Below are 18,946 nucleotides of genomic sequence, written 5' to 3'. Positions count from 1 at the left end.
CTTTAAAAGCAAAATAGTAAAAATATATGGCTGAAGGCAAAACAATGAGGCTTAATAAAGTTTTAAGAGAATTAAATATTTCTCTAGATAGAGCGGTAGAACATTTATCAAAAAATGGACACGAAATAGATGCGCGTCCTACTACTAAAATATCTGGGGATGTATATCAAGTTCTACTTGATGGTTTTCAAACAGATAAAACTAAAAAGGCAGCTTCTAAAGAAGTTGGAGAAGAAAAAAGAAAGGAAAAAGAAGCCATTAGATTAGAGCTAGAAGCTAAACTAGAGAAAAAGCGTTTAGAAGAAGAAGCTAAAAAAGAAATTTTAAAAGCAAAAGCTGAAAAGGTAGAGGTTAAGACAGTCGGTAAGATTGATATCAATCAGCCTGTTGCTAAAAAACAACCTAAGGTAGAAGTAGAAAAACCTGTCGAAAAACAAGTTGAAAAGCAAGCGGTAAAAGAAGAAAAGCCTGTTGAGAAGAAAGTTAAGAAAGAGGAGAAGCCAAAAGCTGTAGCCAAAGTAAAGGCTGAAGAAAAGCTAAAAGTAGCAGAGAACGTAAAAGTTAAAGAAACTAAAAAGGTTGTAAAAGCAGAGGTTACTCCCGAGGTGGTAGAGGAAATTACTGCAGAAAATGCAGAAAAACTTACCACACAATATAAAAAATTAGACGGTCCAAGAATTACAGGTCAAAAAATTGATTTAAAGCAATTCGAAAAGCCTAAAAAGAAGAAGCCAGAAACTAAGCCAGCTTCTAAAAATGCTGCTGCTGACAAAAAGAAAAGAAAAAGAATTGTTAAGCCAGCAAATAATGCTAGAAACAACCCTGGAAGAGCTACTGGTGGAAACAGCAGAGGCGGATTTAAAGGAAGAGGACCAGCAAGACCAGCTGTAAAAAAAGAAGAACCAACAGAGGCAGAGGTTCAAAAGCAAGTGCGTGAAACCTTAGAGAGACTTCAAGGAAAATCTAGCAAAGGAAAAGGAGCAAAATACCGTAGAGATAAAAGAGATCAACACAGACAACAATCAGAAGTAGATCAAGAATTAGCTGCTGCAGAAAATAAAATTTTAAAGGCAACAGAATTTGTTACCGTAAGTGAAGTTGCAACCATGATGGATGTTCCTGTTACTGATATCATTTCGGCATGTATGTCTTTAGGAATGATGGTAACGATGAATCAGCGTTTAGATGCTGAAACATTAGTAATTGTTGCTGAAGAGTTTAATTACAAAGTAGAATTTGTTGGTGCAGAAGTAGAAGAAGCTGTAGTTGAAATAGAAGATAAACCAGAGGATTTAGAAACTCGTGCGCCAATTATTACGGTTATGGGTCACGTAGATCACGGTAAAACATCTTTATTAGATTATATTAGAAAAGCAAATGTTATTGAAGGAGAGTCAGGAGGAATTACACAACATATTGGTGCATATTCTGTAAAGGTTGGAGATCAAAAAATTGCATTTTTAGATACTCCTGGTCACGAAGCCTTTACGGCAATGCGTGCTCGTGGAGCTCAAGTTACAGATTTAGTAATTATTGTAGTTGCAGCTGATGATGATGTGATGCCGCAAACTAAAGAGGCAATTTCTCATGCGCAAGCAGCGGGAGTTCCAATCATATTTGCAATCAATAAAATTGATAAACCAAATGCCAATCCAGATAATGTAAAAACACAATTATCTGCGATGAATTTATTAATAGAAGAATGGGGAGGAAATATTCAATCACAAGATATTTCTGCTAAAACCGGAGAAGGAATTCCAGAATTATTAGAAAAAGTATTGCTTGAAGCTGAGGTCTTAGAATTAAAAGCAAATCCGAATAAATTAGCCACCGGAGCAGTTGTTGAAGCTTTATTAGATAAAGGAAGAGGTTATGTTACTACAATTTTAGTACAAGCCGGAACTTTAAAAATCGGAGATTACATGCTAGCTGGTAAAAACAGCGGTAAGGTAAAAGCAATGTTCGATGATAAAGGAACCAACTTAACAGAAGCTGGGCCATCAACTCCAGTATCCATATTAGGTTTAGATGGCGCTCCACAAGCTGGAGATAAATTCAATGTATTTGAAGATGAAAGAGAAGCAAAACAAATTGCATCTAAACGATCTCAATTACAAAGAGAACAATCTGTGAGAACTCAGAAAACATTAACACTTGATGAAATCGGAAGAAGAATTGCGTTAGGAGACTTTAAAGAATTAAACATCATTTTAAAAGGAGATGTAGATGGTTCTGTAGAAGCATTAACGGATTCATTTCAGAAATTATCTACAGATGAGATTCAAGTAAATATTATTCATAAAGGAGTTGGAGCAATTACAGAATCTGACGTATTATTAGCATCAGCATCTGATGCAATTGTAATCGGGTTTAACGTTCGTCCACAAGTAAATGCAAGAGTTATTGCAGATAAAGAAGAGGTAGATATTAGAAACTACTCAATTATTTATGATGCTATTAATGATCTTAAAGATGCGATGGAAGGAATGCTTTCTCCAGATATGAAAGAAGAAATTACTGGAAATGTTGAAATTAGAGAGGTGTATAAAATCTCTAAAGTTGGTAACATTGCGGGTTGTATGGTGATGTCTGGTAAAATACTAAGAAACTCAATGATTAGGGTTATTAGAGAAGGTATCGTGGTTCATTCTGGAACTTTAGAGGCATTGAAACGATTTAAAGATGATGTAAAAGAAGTTGCTAAAGGATATGATTGTGGTATTCAGATAAAAGGCTACAATGATATTAAAGTTGGCGACATTATTGAAGCTTACCATGAAGTAGCGGTTAAGAAAAAATTGAAATAAAAATCAATTATAAGCATAAAAAAAAGGAGCGAATTTTCGCTCCTTTTTTTTTGATATTTTTATCTAGGGACAATAATTGCCGAAGGAAATTTCATTTTAATTTTATTCAAAACTTTATCAGCCTCTAGCCTTGTTTTATAATCTCCAATTTGAACCTTCCATTCAGGAGATTCAAATAAAATATATGTTTTAATTGTTGGGTGTTCTAATCTAAATTTACTTTGGGTAGTTTTTATAACGGTTTCTGGTCCGCTATCTAGTTGGATTCTAAAGCCATAGCCATTTTTTTTATTGTATTCAATTTTCTTTTTAATAAGTGATTTTACTTCGTTACTTGTTGTTGTTTGTCCATTTATGTTTGTTATCCCAAGAATAATTGTAAATAAAAAACACACAAAAACTGATTTCATATTCATCATTTTAAAACTTTTTTACAAAAGTAACAACTTGTTTCATACAAGTTTAGTATTCAACTTTATTTAGAATGGATATAAATTATGAATTAACATTATATTAGCATTTCAAAATTTGGAGATAAATGCTACTTTTGTGGAGCTGTTCAAAGATCTATTTTATTTAGGTTTTGAATTTAATATAAGCACCAAACTAGATAGAAAATTTATATTTTATAATATGAAAAGTGTGGAAAATCACAGTCAATTAAGCAGATTACTATTAAAAAGTTTCACTTTCCTTTTATTTTTTTTAATGACATTTTCTTTGCAAGCTCAAGACGGAGTTGATGCAGAGAGGCAATCAGAAGGGAGAAAGTTGTTTAAATCATTATGTTCTTCATGTCATAAGCTTGATAAAAAGTTCGTAGGACCAGCTTTAGGAGGGATTGAAGAGAGAAGAGAGGCAGATTGGTTAAAGTCTTGGATTAAAGATAACAATGCTTTAAGAGCATCTGGAGATGCAGATGCAATAGCAATTTTTGATGAGTACAATGGTTCTCCAATGACACCTTTTCCTCAGTTAAGTGATAAAAATATTGAAGATATTATTTATTATACAACGGTAGGTGATCCTAAGAAAGCTGGAGCTACAGCTGTGGGAACTGTTGTTGCTGCTGAAAAGGAGGCTTCACCTTGGTTGACTAGAATTTTAATAGCAATTATTGTAGTTGGAATTTTAATTATTTCTAGCTTGTTAAAAGTGATTAGTGAATTAAAAGGGGCACCAAAAACTCCAGGTTTAGCAGGAAACATTCAAGATTTATGGATAGGATTTAAAAGAAATACATTTTTACATGTATTGCTTACAATTTTCTTAGCCTTAACTACAGCATATGTTTTGTTTGGTACCTTATTTCAAATAGGAGTTGACGAAGGATATCAACCAATTCAGCCAATTGCATTTTCACATACAATACACGCCGGAGATAATAAGATAGATTGCCAATACTGTCATTCTTCAGCAAAACATAGTAAAACATCTGGAATTCCATCAGTAAATGTTTGTATGAATTGTCATAAAAACATTTCAGAAGTAGCAGAAGATACTAAAATTGAATCTATGGGCTTCGGAAAAGCTGAGTTAGATGCTGAAATACAAAAATTATATAAAGCAGCTGGATGGGATGCAGATAACTTGTCTTATACTGGAGAAACACAGCCTATTAAATGGGTAAGAGTGCATAATCTGCCAGATTTTGCATATTTCAATCACTCTCAACACGTAACCGTTGGGAATCAAAAATGTCAAACATGTCATGGTCCTGTTGAGACTATGGATGAAGTATATCAGTTCTCTCCGTTAACGATGGGTTGGTGTATAGATTGTCATAAAGAGACTAAAGTAGATTTAAAAGGAAATGCATATTATACTAAAATCCACGAACAGTTATCTAAAAAGTATGGTGTTGAGTCTGTTACAGTTGCTCAATTAGGGGGAAAAGAATGTGGTAAGTGTCATTATTAATAATTAGAAAGTAAAAAACAAATATATACATGGCTTCAAACAAAAAATACTGGCAAAGTGTTGAGGAACTTAAAGAAGGTTCTATTGTTGAAACGCTAAGTAAAAATGAATTTGTAGAAGAAATTCCAACGGATGAATTTTTAGGAGATAAGGAAACATTAGAAGCGTCATCTACATCTAGAAGAGATTTCTTGAAATATGTAGGATTTTCAACTGCAGCAGCTTCTTTAGCTGCCTGTGAAGGACCTGTTAGAAAATCGATCCCTTATGTAGTAAAACCAGATGATATTACAGTGGGTGTTGCAGATTGGTATGCAACAACAATTGCAGATGGTTACGACTTCGCAAATATTTTAGTAAAAACTAGAGAAGGACGCCCTATTTTAGTGATGCCAAACAAAGAGGCAAACGGAACAACAAATGCACGTGTTCAAGCTTCAGTACTGTCTTTATATGATGGTCAATTACGATTAAAAGAACCACAAAACAAAGAGTCTTTTTTAACGTGGGATGATGCAGACAGTCAAATAGCTAAAAAATTATATGATTTAAAAACAGCAAATGAAACTGTTGTTCTTTTGACTGGATCATTAGCTAGCCCTTCTACAGAAAAAATTATTTCAGAATTTACAACTGCATTTCCAAATGTAAAACATGTTGTGTATGATGCAATTTCAGAATCTGGAGCTTTAGATGCATTTGAGGCATTTTACGGAACACGCTCATTGCCTACTTATCATTTTGATATTGCAAAAGTTATTGTTTCTGTTGGAGCAGATTTCTTAGGAGATTGGCAAGGTGGTTACGATAAAAGTTATACAGCAGGTAGAAAACCAGCCGAAGGGAACATGTCTCGTCATATTCAGTTTGAGTCTAACATGACATTAACTGGAGCAAATGCAGACAAAAGAGTTATTTTAAAACCTTCTGAACAAGTTTTTGCTTTAATCAATTTATACAACGAAGTAACTAGTTCTAATTTGACTTCGAAAGCAACACCTGTTGATGCTGAAATAAAAAAGGCGGCAAATCAGCTAAAGAAAGCTGGGGCTAACGGAGTTGTAGTTACTGGTTTAAATGATAAAAATGCTCAAATAATTGCAATGGCAATTAATATTGCATTGCAAAGTAAAGTGATGGATGCTGCTACAACTAATAATATCAGACAAGGAAACGATGCTGATGTTGCTCAGTTAGTTGCAGATATGAAATCTGGTAAAGTAAAAGGATTAATTACTCATAATGTAAATCCTGTTTACTCTTTAGCCAATGGGAATGAATTTGCTGAACAAATTGGAAAATTAAAATTATCGGTTGCATTATCAGAGCAATTTGATGAAACGGCAAGTGTAACTGAATTTGCATTACCAATGTCTCATTTCTTAGAGTCTTGGGGAGATGTTAGTTTAACAGCAGGAGTATATAGTTTAATTCAACCAACCATTCAACCATTATTTAATTCTCGTCAATTACAAGATGTAGTATTAAAATGGTCTGGAAACGCAACTTCTTATTATGATTATTTAAAAGCTTTTTGGGCTTCAAATATATTAGACGGACAATCTTGGAATCAAGCATTGCATAATGGAACATTTAAAAAAGCTGGTTCAAAATCAGTTTCTGCAAAATTTGTGGACACTGCGGCAGCTGCTTCTAGCTTAAATAAAGTAACAAAATCTTCTAGTATGGAATTAAACTTGTTTACATCAATCGCTTTAGGTGATGGAAAACAAGCAAACAACCCATGGTTACAAGAATTGCCAGATCCATTAACAAGAGCAGCTTGGGACAACTACATTACCATGTCTATGCCAGATGCTAGAGAATTAGGTTTTTCTAACCCTGTGCAAGATAATGGAGCAATTAACGGACAGTATGCAAACATTACTGTTAATGGAGTAACGATTTCAAATATTCCAGTGATGATTCAACCAGGACAAGCAAAAGGTTCTATTGGATTAGCCTTAGGATATGGAAGAACTCAAAATTTAAAAGATGCAATGGTAGTTGGAGTAAATGCATTTCCTTTTTACTTCAATTCAAATCATATACAGACAGATGTTTCTATAGAAAAAGCTAGTGGAACACATAAGTTTGCTTGTACACAAGTACAAAAAACAATTGCAGGAAGACATGACATTTTAAAACAAGCTACTTTAGCGCAAGTAAATGATCATTCTTTAGATCCAAAACATACTTGGAACAAACCCGCTACAGCATCATTAAATCATAAAGAAATAGAAGCAAATTCTGTTGATCTTTGGGACAAACATGATAGAAGTGTAGGGCATCATTTTAATTTATCAATCGACCTTACATCTTGTACAGGTTGTGGAGCTTGTGTGGTTGCATGTCACGCAGAAAACAATGTTCCAGTTGTTGGTAAAAACGAAGTAAGAATTGGTAGAGATATGCACTGGTTGCGTATTGATAGATATTATTCTTCTGAAGTAAGAGAAACAGGTTCTAAAGAAGGAAAAATAACAATAGAAGAGTTTTCTAAAAAGTACCCAAACATTGCAACTAAAGATTTAGAAAGACAATATGCAGAGAAAGTTCTTGAATTAAGTGGGGGAGATTTATTCTCAAGCATAGAAACAGAAGCAGAAAATCCAACAGTTGCTTTTCAACCAATGATGTGTCAACATTGTAACCAAGCACCGTGTGAAACTGTTTGTCCTGTTGCGGCAACTTCTCACGGACGTCAAGGTCAAAATCAAATGGCATATAACCGTTGTGTTGGTACAAGATATTGTGCAAATAACTGCCCATATAGAGTACGTCGTTTTAACTGGTTTAATTACAGTAACAACAACGAATTTGATTTTAACATGAATGATGAATATGGTAAAATGGTGTTAAACCCAGATGTAGTAGTTCGTTCTAGAGGAGTTATGGAAAAATGTTCTATGTGTATTCAAATGACACAAGCAACGATTTTAAAAGCAAAAAAAGAAGGTAGAAAAATTAATAAAGATGAATTTTCTACAGCATGTTCATCAGCTTGTACAACAGGGGCAATGGTCTTTGGAGATATAAACAATCCTGAAGATACTGTAGCACAATTAAAAGAAGACAAAAGAGCTTTCCATGTGTTAGATTATATTGGTACAAAACCAAATGTGGTTTATCAGGTGAAGGTTAATAATACAAACGAAGCGTAATTAAAAATTAAGATATAGAAGATGTCTCATTACGAAGCACCCATTAGGGAACCATTAATATTAGGTAACAAAAGTTACCACGATATTACTGAAGATATTGCAAGACCTATTGAAGGAAAGGCAAATAAAAATTGGTATATAGCATTTTATATTTCTTTAGCAGCAATGTTATGGGGATTTGGATGTATTTTTTATACTGTAGGAACCGGAATTGGAGTTTGGGGATTGAACAAGAACATTGGATGGGCTTGGGATATTACAAACTTTGTATGGTGGGTTGGTATTGGTCATGCCGGTACATTAATCTCAGCTGTACTACTATTATTCCGTCAAAAATGGAGAATGGCTATAAACCGTTCTGCAGAAGCAATGACAATTTTTGCTGTTTTCCAAGCAGGATTATTTCCAATTATTCACATGGGAAGACCTTGGAACGGGTATTGGGTATTACCAACTCCTAACCAATTTGGATCATTATGGGTAAACTTTAATTCCCCATTACTTTGGGATGTATTTGCAATATCTACGTATTTATCTGTATCATTAGTTTTCTGGTGGACAGGTTTATTGCCAGATTTTGCAATGATTAGAGATAGAGCAGTAAAACCTTTTCAAAAGAAAATTTACGCTTTATTATCATTCGGATGGTCTGGAAGAGCAAAAGATTGGCAACGTTTTGAGGAAGTGTCTCTAGTACTTGCAGGTTTGGCAACTCCTTTAGTACTTTCTGTACACACTATTGTATCGATGGACTTTGCAACATCAATCAATCCAGGATGGCACTCAACAATTTTCCCACCGTATTTCGTAGCTGGAGCAATCTTTTCAGGGTTTGCAATGGTACAAACCTTATTGGGAATAATGCGTAAAGTAACAAATTTAGAGAACTACATTACTCGTTTGCATGTGGAGTATATGAATATTGTAATTATCTTAACAGGAGGAATTGTAGCTGTAGCTTATGCTACAGAATTCTTTATTGCTTGGTACACAGGTTCTCCATATGAAAACTATACTTATTTGTCTGTTGGAGCTGCAACTGGACCATATGCTTGGGCGTTTTGGTCATTGATTATCTTTAACATATTAATTCCACAATTGTTATGGATTAAAAAGGTAAGAAGAAGCTTTATTTGGTCTTTCATTATATCTATTGCAATTAATATTGGAATGTGGTTTGAGCGTTTTGATATCATCGCAATTGTATTAAGTAAAGGACATTTACCATCAACTTGGTGGCGTTTTGAACCAACATTTGTTGATGTCGGTATCTTTATTGGAACTATAGGATTCTTCTTTGTGTTGTTCTTATTATACGCTAGAACTTTCCCTGTAATTGCACAAGCAGAGGTAAAAACAATCTTGAAATCTTCAGGAGAGAATTATAAAAAATTAAGAGACGGAAATCATGAGTAATAAAGTTATACACGCATTTTATAATGATGATGAAGTTGTTCTTGACGCCGTTAAGAAAGTAAAAACAGCAAATCATCATATCGAAGAAGTATTTTGTCCTTTTCCTGTTCACGGACTAGACAAAGCAATGGGCTTAGCACCAACACGTTTAGCAATTACTGCATTTATGTATGGAATTACAGGTTTGGGTATTGCTATTTGGATGACAAACTACATGATGATCCAAGATTGGCCTCAAGATATTGGAGGAAAGCCAAATTTTTCTTGGTGGTTAAACATGCCAGCATTTGTGCCAATTATGTTTGAATTAACAGTTTTTTTTGCAGCCCACTTAATGGTGATTACTTTTTATATGAGAAGTAGAATTTGGCCATTTAAAGTAGCAGAAAACCCTGATCCAAGGACTACAGATGATCATTTTTTAATGGAAATTCCTGTTCACAATAATGAAGAAGAATTAACAACATTATTAAAAGAGACTGGAGCTGTAGAAATAAACGTAGTAGAAAAGCACTAATTAAAGAGACGATGAAGAATTTTACAAAAATAATTTTCGCTTTAGTAGCATTAGTATCTGTGGTATCTTGTGGAGATAAACGCACTAGAAGTGTACAATACATGCCAGATATGTATGTAGCAGTTCCTTATGAGCCAAATGGAGCAAACGGGTTAAATGACAACATTAATGGTTCTAATTTAAAACCGGTTGATGGAACAATCGCAAGAGGACAAGTTCCTTATGATTATCCTAATACTACTGAAGGATATGATACTGCTTTAAATGAATTAAAATCTCCATTAGATGTTAATGAAGAAATCATGGCAAATGGAAAAAAAATGTATGCTATTTACTGTGCTACCTGTCATGGTACAAAAGGAGATGGAAACGGTGTTTTAGCACAGAGAGAAAAATTTAACGGTGTGCCAAATTACAAAGATAGAGCAATTACTGAAGGAAGTATTTATCATGTAATTATGTATGGTAGAAACTTAATGGGGTCTCACGCATCTCAATTAACAGTAAAAGAACGTTGGCAAGTTGTTCACTATGTAGAAAAACTAAGAAACGATTTATTAAACTAAGTCTTTAAAAGATAGAATTAAAAGATATGTATCAATTCTCAGGTAAATTAAAAACATTCTCAATTGCTTTAATGATTATTGGAGCTTTGGGTGTTGGATATAGCTTTTTAACTGCACCAAAAACGGTTGAAGAGGCTAAAGAAATTATAGCAAGTCAACATGATAGCCATGGAGTAACTACAGCAACACATGCTCCAGTAGCAGATTCTCACGACAATAATACTACAGCTTCTGAACACGCAGATGATGAGCATGCAGAACATGTATTACATGCATTACAAAACAAACCTTGGGCTGCAAGTTATGTAGCATTGTTTTTCTTTTTAGGAATAACATTACTTGTATTGGCATTTTATGCAATCCAAAGAGTCGCACAAGCAGGTTGGTCTATTGTTCTTTTTAGAGTAATGGAAGCCATTACTGCTAATATAGTTCCAGCAAGTATTTTAATGTTTGTACTAGTTATGACTTCAGCTGGACATTTAAATCATTTATTTGTATGGATGGCTGATGGAACCTTTGACCCTTCAAGTCTAAATTACGATGCTATCGTTGATGGTAAAAAATGGTGGTTAAATATTCCAGGTTGGACTATTAGAAGTGTTGTTTACTTGTTAGGATGGAATGCATACCGTTTTTTATCTAGAAAATGGTCTATTGCAGAAGATACTGCAAATGATGGAAATAAAATATATAAGAAAAACTACCACGCATCTGTTGTATTTTTAGTATTCTTTATGATTACTGAATCTATGATGTCTTGGGATTGGATAATGGGATTAGATCCACACTGGTTTTCTACATTATTTGGATGGTATGTTTTAGCAACTCTATTAGTAAGTGCTTTAACAGTTATTGCATTTGTAACAATTTATTTACGCTCTAAAGGTCATTTGCCTTTTGTAAATGATAGTCATTTACACGATTTAGCTAAATACATGTTTGGTTTTAGTGTGTTTTGGACCTATCTATGGTTTGCTCAGTTTATGCTAATTTGGTATGCTGATATGTCAGAAGAAACAGTGTATTTCATTGCAAGATTTAATGAATATAAATTACCGTTTTTATCAATGGTAGTTATGAACTTTGTATTCCCTGTATTGTTGTTAATCAATAGTGATTTTAAAAGTAAATCTTGGTTTGTTGTTATTGGTGGATTGGTAATCTTAGCTGGGCATTATTTAGATGTGTTTATAATGATTATGCCAGCAACAGTTGGAGATCAATGGTTTATTGGTATCCCAGAATTAAGTGCTTTAGCATTTTTTATTGGACTATTTATATTTGTTACTTTTAGCTCATTTGCAAAAGCGGCACCTTTACCAAAAGGAAATCCATTTTTACATGAAAGTGAACATTTCCATTATTACAATATTGAACACGAAGGAGAAGAAAATCATCATTAATAATTAAATAATTAAGACAAAATAATATGCTAGCTTTATTTTATATTTTTATAGCTGTTGCAATAGGTGTAAGCTTTTGGCAAATCACTAGAATTTTAAATTTTAGATCAGTAATTGCTACAGACAAAGATAATGACACACAAGGGAAATTATTTCTTTGGTTTACAGCTTTCTTATACGCAATGATGATTTATTGCTTAATCTTTATGAATGTATTGATGTTGCCAGAATCTGCTTCTATCGAAGGAGAACACGATGATAACTTATTCAATATCACTTTTATTTTAATTGGAATCGTTCAATTTATAATGCAATTTTTATTATTCTATTTTGCTTATAAATACAGAGGAAAAGAAGGTAAGAAAGCATTATTTTATGCAGATAGTCATAAATTAGAAGCAATCTGGACAATTACACCAGCAGTGGTTTTAGTTGTTTTAATTGGTTACGGATTATGGCAATGGAATAATATTATGGATTTATCAGATGCTGAAGATCCATTAATTATAGAAGTGTATGCAAAACAGTTTCAATGGGAAGCGCGTTATGCAGGTGAAGATAATGCACTGGGTAGAGGAAATGTAAATTACATTAAAGGGGTTAACACAATGGGTGTTGATATGACAGACCTAAATGCACAAGACGATAAAAAAGTTACCGAATTACACTTACCAAAAGGCCGTAAAGTAATTTTTAAATTCCGTTCTCAAGATGTATTACACTCTGCATACATGCCTCACTTTAGAGCGCAGATGAACTGTGTTCCAGGAATGGTTACTGAGTTTGGATTTACGCCAAAGTTTACTACAGAAGAAATGAGAGAACAATCTGAAGTTGTTGCTAAAACGGCAGATATTAATAAAATTAGAAAAGCAAAAGGTGAAGATCCATACGAGTTTGATTTCATATTGTTATGTAATAAAATTTGTGGAGCATCACACTTTAATATGCAAATGAAAATAGTTGTTGAAGAAGAAGAAGCTTTTAATAAGTGGATTGCACAACAACCAACTTTAGCAGAAGTTATTAAATAAGATATTTTAAAGTAGATAATAAAAAATAAGATATGTCAGAGCATCATCATAAAGAAACATTTGTAACTAAATATATTTTTAGTCAAGATCACAAAATGATTTCTAAGCAGTTTTTAATAACTGGTATTTTTATGGGAGTTATTGGAGTGTTTATGTCAATGTTATTTCGTTTGCAAATTGCATGGCCAGAAAAATCATTTACAATTATTGAAGCTTTCTTAGGAAGTAATCAAACAGATGGAGTAATGGACCCAGATATGTATCTAGCTTTAGTTACAATTCATGGTACAATAATGGTTTTCTTTGTATTAACAGCTGGTTTAAGTGGTACATTCTCTAATTTATTAATTCCATTACAAATTGGAGCTAGAGATATGGCATCAGGTTTTTTAAACATGATTTCTTATTGGTTGTTCTTTATTTCTAGTGTTATTATGGTTGTTTCTTTATTTGTTGAAGCTGGACCAGCTTCTGCAGGTTGGACAATTTATCCTCCTTTAAGTGCATTGCCACAAGCAATTCCAGGTTCTGGATTAGGAATGACATTATGGTTAACATCGATGGCTATATTTATTGCATCTTCTTTAATTGGATCTTTAAACTATATCGTAACCATATTTAACCTGAGAACTAAAGGAATGAAAATGACAAGATTGCCATTAACAATGTGGGCATTCTTTGTAACTGCTATTATTGGAGTCGTTTCTTTCCCAGTATTATTATCTGCTGCACTTTTATTAATTATGGATAGAAGTTTTGGAACTTCATTTTTTTTGTCAGATATTTTTATCAGTGGAGAAGTTTTACATTATCAAGGAGGTTCGCCAGTTTTATTTGAACACTTATTCTGGTTCTTAGGACACCCAGAAGTATATATTGTTATTTTACCAGCAATGGGTATAGTATCTGAGGTTATTGCAATTAATTCACGAAAACCAATCTTTGGTTATCGAGCAATGATTGGATCAATTTTAGCCATTGCATTTTTATCAACAATTGTTTGGGGTCACCACATGTTTATTTCAGGAATGAATCCTTTCTTAGGATCGGTATTTACTTTTACAACGCTATTAATTGCAATTCCATCAGCTGTAAAAGCCTTTAACTGGATTACCACTTTATGGAAAGGTAATCTCCAATTAAATCCCGCCATGTTATTTTCTATCGGATTAGTTTCTACATTCGTTACTGGAGGTTTAACAGGATTGGTTTTAGGAGATTCTGCATTAGATATTAATGTTCACGATACGTATTTTGTTGTTGCTCACTTTCACTTAGTAATGGGTGTGTCTGCAATCTTCGGAATGTTTGCTGGTGTGTATCACTGGTTCCCAAAAATGTATGGTAAAATGATGAATAAAGTATTAGGTTATTGGCACTTTTGGATCACAATTATTGCTGCGTACGGAGTATTCTTCCCAATGCACTTTATTGGATTAGCAGGTTTACCAAGAAGATATTATACCAATACAAGTTTTCCAATGTTTGACGACGTTGCGGATGTAAATGTTGTAATTACATTATTTGCAATCTTAGGAGGTTTAGCACAAATAATTTTCTTAGCAAACTTCTTTATCTCTATTTATAGAGGAAAAAAAGCAACACAAAACCCTTGGAAAGCAAACACATTAGAATGGACTACACCGGTAGAAGCTATTCACGGAAACTGGCCAGGTAAAATTCCAGAAGTACACCGTTGGCCATACGATTACAGTAAGGTTGATGAAAATGGAGAATATACACATGGAGAAGACTTTGTGTTACAAACTGTACCATTAAAAGACGGAGAAGATCCTTCTTAAGAATTATAAAAATTAAAAAGCCTTTCCAAATTGGAAAGGCTTTTTTGTATATTAGAGTTTTCATAAAAGGGATAGATTTCGTGTAACATTTATTGCTTAATGAAAATTTAAATTCAGTTATCTTTGTACGTATGAATGAAAACTTAAATCCTGAAAACACAAATCTTTCAAATGAAGAACTGGATGTAGAAAAAAAATTACGTCCATTATCATTCGACGATTTTACAGGGCAAGATCAAGCAATTGAGAATCTTAAAATATTTGTAGAAGCTGCAAATCAAAGAGATGAAGCTTTAGATCATACCTTATTTCACGGACCACCAGGTTTAGGGAAAACAACCTTAGCGCACATTTTAGCAAATGAATTAAATGTAGGAATTAAAGTTACTTCTGGCCCTGTTTTAGACAAACCAGGAGATTTAGCAGGTTTGCTAACCAATCTTGATGAGAGAGATGTCTTATTTATTGATGAAATTCATCGTTTAAGTCCGATTGTAGAAGAGTATTTGTATTCTGCGATGGAAGATTATAAAATTGATATTATGATTGAATCTGGTCCAAATGCCAGAACCGTTCAAATCAATTTAGAGCCTTTTACATTAATTGGTGCAACAACACGTTCTGGTTTGTTAACATCTCCAATGCGAGCTCGTTTCGGAATTAGTAGCCGTTTAAATTATTATAAAAAAGAATTATTAACAACGATCGTTCAGCGTAGTGCAGAAATATTGAAAGTTCCTATTTCTATGGAAGCTGCAATAGAAATTGCTGGTAGAAGTAGGGGAACACCAAGAATAGCCAATGCGCTGTTACGAAGAGTTAGAGATTTTGCACAAATCAAAGGAGACGGTAAAATTACTATTGAAATAGCACAATATGCGTTAAAAGCATTGCGTGTAGATGCTTTTGGTTTGGATGAAATGGATACAAAAATACTAACAACCTTAATCGATAAATTTAAAGGTGGACCAGTAGGAATTTCTACATTGGCAACTGCAGTTGGAGAAAATGCAGAAACAATTGAAGAAGTATACGAGCCATTTTTAATTCAAGAAGGATTTATCATGAGAACACCAAGAGGAAGAGAAGTAACAGAAGCGGCCTACAATCATCTTGGAAAACAAAAAGGTATCAATCAAGGAGAGTTGTTTTAAATGAAAATTAAAAAAATAATACCCATATTAGAATGGTTACCAAACTATACAACCTCTAGGTTCAAAGGAGATTTTATAGCTGGAATTACTGTGGGAATTATTTTAATCCCACAAGGAATTGCGTATGCTTTAATTGCAGGTTTGCCACCAATTTATGGTTTGTATGCAGCGTTAGTTCCACAAGCAATGTATGCTATTTTTGGATCTTCTAGACAAGTAGCAATTGGTCCAGTTGCAATGGACTCATTAATCGTTGCAGCAGGAGTTTCAACATTGGCTTTAGTAGGTTCTGATAGTTATATTGCAATAGCAATTTTATTGGCTTTGGTTGTTGGAGCAATTCAGTTTTTGATGGGCGTTTTTCGCTTAGGATTTATTGTTAATTTCTTATCGAAACCAGTTATCACAGGTTTTACATCTGCAGCAGCACTAATTATTGGCTTTAATCAATTTAGAAATTTATTTGGAGTCGATTTTGTTAGAAGCAATCAAATACAACATGTAATAAAAGATGTTTGGAATAATATCTCATCTTTTAATATGCATACTACAATTCTAGGATTTGTTGCCATCATCATTATTTTATCACTTCGAAAAATAAATAAAAAAATTCCGAATGCACTAATTGTTGTCATCTTCGGAATACTAGCAATAAAATATTTTGGAAAGAGTTTGTCTGATGTTGATATCATTAGAGAAGTGCCTTCAGGATTACCGTCATTTAGCATTCCAGAAATAGATTTTCAACAGATTAAAGAATTACTACCAATTGCTTTAACCTTGGTGTTAGTTGGTTTTTTAGAAACCATTTCTATCGGAAAATCATTAGAAGCAAAACAAGACGAATATAGAATACGTCCAAATCAAGAGTTAATTGCTTTAGGCTTAGGAAACATGGCTGGCTCATTATTTAAAGCATATCCAACAGCATCCAGTTTTTCACGTTCGGCAATTAATCAAGAATCGGGAGGAACAACCGGAATGTCTGCTTTAATTTCAGTAGCGATGGTTGTCATCACCTTATTGTTTTTAACCCCAATTTTTTATTTTTTACCTAAAACAGTTTTAGCCGCAATTATTATTGTAGCGGTTTTTGGTTTGGTAAAAGTAAAAGATGCTATTTATTTATTGAAAACCAATAAATTAGATTTCTCTTTATTGCTAACAACCTTTTTGGCAACACTCTTTTTAGGAATTGAATACGGAATTTTTGTTGGAGTAGGAATGTCAATAATCATCTTAATTTTTAGAACTTCTAAACCTTATATTGCAGTTTTAGGAGCAGTTCCAGATTCAGATTTTTATAAAAATAGCGAACGATTTAAAAATGTAATTATAGAAGAAGATGTTTTAGTAATTCGTTTTGATGCACAATTATTCTTTGCAAATGCAAGTTATTTTAGAGATAATTTAGACGATTTGGCAGAGAAAAAAGGCGAGGCATTAAAATTGATTGTCATCGATGCAGAAAGTATCAATAGAATTGACAGTACTGGAGTAGAAATGTTAATAGAACGTATTCAGTTTTACAAGAAAAAAGGAATTACCGTTTATTTTGCTGGTGTAAAAGGACCAGTTAGAGACACGTTGTTTAGAGCAGGAATCTTAAATAGTATAGACATCAATCACTTTTTTATGAACATTTTTACAGCAGTAAAGTTTTATAAAACAGGCGATAGAGAACATCAAATAAAATATGCTGAATATATTCATCATACCTATAAATAAAGAGGAAAGTAAATTATGAGAGTTGAACAAATTTATACAGGTTGTTTAGCGCAAGGTGCGTATTATGTAGAAAGTAACGGAGAAGTTGCAATTATAGATCCATTAAGAGAAGTTTCTCCATATATGGAAAGAGCAAAAAAAGACAATGCAAAAATTAAATATATTTTTGAAACACATTTTCATGCAGACTTTGTAAGCGGACATGTGACGCTTGCAAAGAATACAGGCGCAAAAATTGTTTTTGGTCCAAATGCAGAAACGAATTACGAAGCATATATTGCAAAAGATAATGAAGAATTTAAAATTGGTGATATCACCATTATTGCACTTCATACTCCAGGGCACACTATGGAAAGTACTTCGTATTTATTAAGAGATAAAAACGGAAAAGATTATGCGTTGTTTAGTGGAGATACCTTATTTCTAGGGGATGTTGGAAGACCAGATTTAGCACAAAAAACAGGTGTTTTAACAGAAGAAGATTTAGCTGGATTTTTGTTTGATAGCCTACGTACTAAAATTATGCCTTTAGCTGATGAGGTTATTGTGTATCCAGCGCATGGAGCAGGTTCTGCTTGTGGTAAAAACTTAAGTAAAGAAACTGTTGGTACCATTGGCAATCAAAAAGAAACCAATTATGCCCTAAGAGCTGATATGACCAAAGAAGAATTCGTCAAAGAAGTTACGGATGGATTATTGCCTCCGCCAGCGTATTTTCCTTTAAACGTACAATTAAACAAAGAAGGTTATCAACATATTGATGAAATTATTACCAAAGGAACCACGGCACTTTCTGTTGAAGATTTTGAAAGAATAGCCAACGAAACGGATGCGTTAATTTTAGATGTGCGTCATCAATCAGAATTTATAAAAGGATTTATTCCGCGTTCAATTTTTATAGGAATTGATGGTGGTTTTGCTCCTTGGGTTGGCGCTTTAATTAAAGATATAGAACAACCTATTTTAATTGTTGCTCCTAAAGGGCGAGAAGAAGAAGTAATTATTAGACTCTCTCGTGTTGGTTTTGACAATACATTAGGATATTTAGACGGAAGTTTCTCCGCCTGGAAAAATGCTGGAAAAGAAGTGGACACCTTAACATCTGTTTCAGCCGAAACTTTAGAAAATGAAATAAACGAAAATAATGTTCCTGTTTTTGATGTTCGTAAACCTGGAGAATATACAAACGAGCATATTTTAGATGTTCCAAGTACACCATTAGATTACTTAAATAGTCATATTAACGAATTCCCAACAGACAGAAACTTTTATGTACATTGTGCTGGTGGTTATCGTTCTGTAATTGCTTCATCTATTTTAAAAGCAAGAGGAGTCCATAATGTTATTGATGTCGCAGGCGGATATAAAGCAATTAAAAAAACCGGAATTATAAGAACAGAAACTGTTTGTCCAACAACATTAAAATAAAAAA

13 protein-coding genes are annotated in these 18,946 nt (G+C 33.4%); 12 read left to right on the top strand and 1 reads right to left on the bottom strand.

Annotated elements, in window-relative coordinates; genetic code table 11:
- Window positions 1–26 precede the first annotated feature (26 nt).
- Window positions 27–2,807, top strand: coding sequence for a translation initiation factor IF-2 (gene infB / locus ACEWL1_RS01680; RefSeq protein WP_409231553.1), 2,781 nt, complete (start codon window positions 27–29; stop codon window positions 2,805–2,807).
- 59 nt (window positions 2,808–2,866) lie between these two features.
- Here the strand turns inward: infB and ACEWL1_RS01675 are convergent, their stop codons facing one another.
- Window positions 2,867–3,217, bottom strand: a complete 351-nt coding sequence (locus tag ACEWL1_RS01675; protein WP_409231552.1) for an SPOR domain-containing protein — start codon at window positions 3,215–3,217, stop codon at window positions 2,867–2,869.
- Between the two features lie 223 nt (window positions 3,218–3,440).
- Here ACEWL1_RS01675 and ACEWL1_RS01670 point away from each other — a divergent pair, with 223 nt between their 5' ends.
- The 11 genes from ACEWL1_RS01670 (at window position 3,441) to ACEWL1_RS01620 (ending at window position 18,942) form a co-directional block, all read left to right on the top strand.
- Window positions 3,441–4,727, top strand: a complete 1,287-nt coding sequence (locus ACEWL1_RS01670) for a c-type cytochrome (protein WP_409231551.1) — start codon at window positions 3,441–3,443, stop codon at window positions 4,725–4,727.
- 29 nt (window positions 4,728–4,756) lie between these two features.
- Window positions 4,757–7,891, top strand: coding sequence for a TAT-variant-translocated molybdopterin oxidoreductase (locus ACEWL1_RS01665; protein ID WP_409231550.1), 3,135 nt, complete (start codon window positions 4,757–4,759; stop codon window positions 7,889–7,891).
- Window positions 7,892–7,912: 21 nt separating this feature from the next.
- Window positions 7,913–9,307: an NrfD/PsrC family molybdoenzyme membrane anchor subunit gene (gene nrfD, locus ACEWL1_RS01660; RefSeq protein WP_409231549.1), complete on the top strand. Its 1,395-nt coding sequence runs from the start codon at window positions 7,913–7,915 to the stop codon at window positions 9,305–9,307.
- Entirely contained in the window at window positions 9,300–9,824 is a 525-nt protein-coding gene (locus tag ACEWL1_RS01655; protein WP_409231548.1) for a DUF3341 domain-containing protein, read from the top strand. The genes nrfD and ACEWL1_RS01655 overlap by 8 nt, the downstream gene beginning before the upstream one ends.
- An 11-nt stretch (window positions 9,825–9,835) precedes the next feature.
- On the top strand, window positions 9,836–10,390 hold the full coding sequence (locus tag ACEWL1_RS01650) for a c-type cytochrome (protein WP_409231547.1): 555 nt from the start codon (window positions 9,836–9,838) through the stop codon (window positions 10,388–10,390).
- 26 nt (window positions 10,391–10,416) lie between these two features.
- Entirely contained in the window at window positions 10,417–11,796 is a 1,380-nt protein-coding gene (locus tag ACEWL1_RS01645) for a quinol:cytochrome C oxidoreductase (protein ID WP_409231546.1), read from the top strand.
- 26 nt (window positions 11,797–11,822) lie between these two features.
- A complete protein-coding gene (locus ACEWL1_RS01640; protein ID WP_409231545.1) occupies window positions 11,823–12,830 on the top strand; it encodes a cytochrome c oxidase subunit II in 1,008 nt (335 codons plus the stop codon).
- A gap of 32 nt (window positions 12,831–12,862) precedes the next feature.
- Window positions 12,863–14,632: a cytochrome c oxidase subunit I gene (locus ACEWL1_RS01635; RefSeq protein WP_409231544.1), complete on the top strand. Its 1,770-nt coding sequence runs from the start codon at window positions 12,863–12,865 to the stop codon at window positions 14,630–14,632.
- Window positions 14,633–14,763: 131 nt separating this feature from the next.
- The gene (gene ruvB / locus ACEWL1_RS01630) at window positions 14,764–15,786 is read left to right on the top strand and encodes a Holliday junction branch migration DNA helicase RuvB (protein ID WP_409231543.1); all 1,023 of its coding nucleotides are present in this window, start codon (window positions 14,764–14,766) and stop codon (window positions 15,784–15,786) included.
- Window positions 15,787–17,514 carry a SulP family inorganic anion transporter gene (locus ACEWL1_RS01625; protein WP_409231542.1) on the top strand — a complete coding sequence of 576 codons (1,728 nt, stop codon included), beginning with the start codon at window positions 15,787–15,789 and terminating at the stop codon, window positions 17,512–17,514.
- 15 nt (window positions 17,515–17,529) lie between these two features.
- Window positions 17,530–18,942, top strand: a complete 1,413-nt coding sequence (locus ACEWL1_RS01620; RefSeq protein ID WP_409231541.1) for an MBL fold metallo-hydrolase — start codon at window positions 17,530–17,532, stop codon at window positions 18,940–18,942.
- Window positions 18,943–18,946 lie beyond the last annotated feature (4 nt).

It is taken from the genome of Polaribacter gochangensis (assembly GCF_046224025.1).
GTDB lineage: Bacteria > Bacteroidota > Bacteroidia > Flavobacteriales > Flavobacteriaceae > Polaribacter > Polaribacter gochangensis.
The sequence above is the reverse complement of the archived record's forward strand: the minus strand, read 5'-3'. Positions and strand labels throughout refer to the sequence as shown.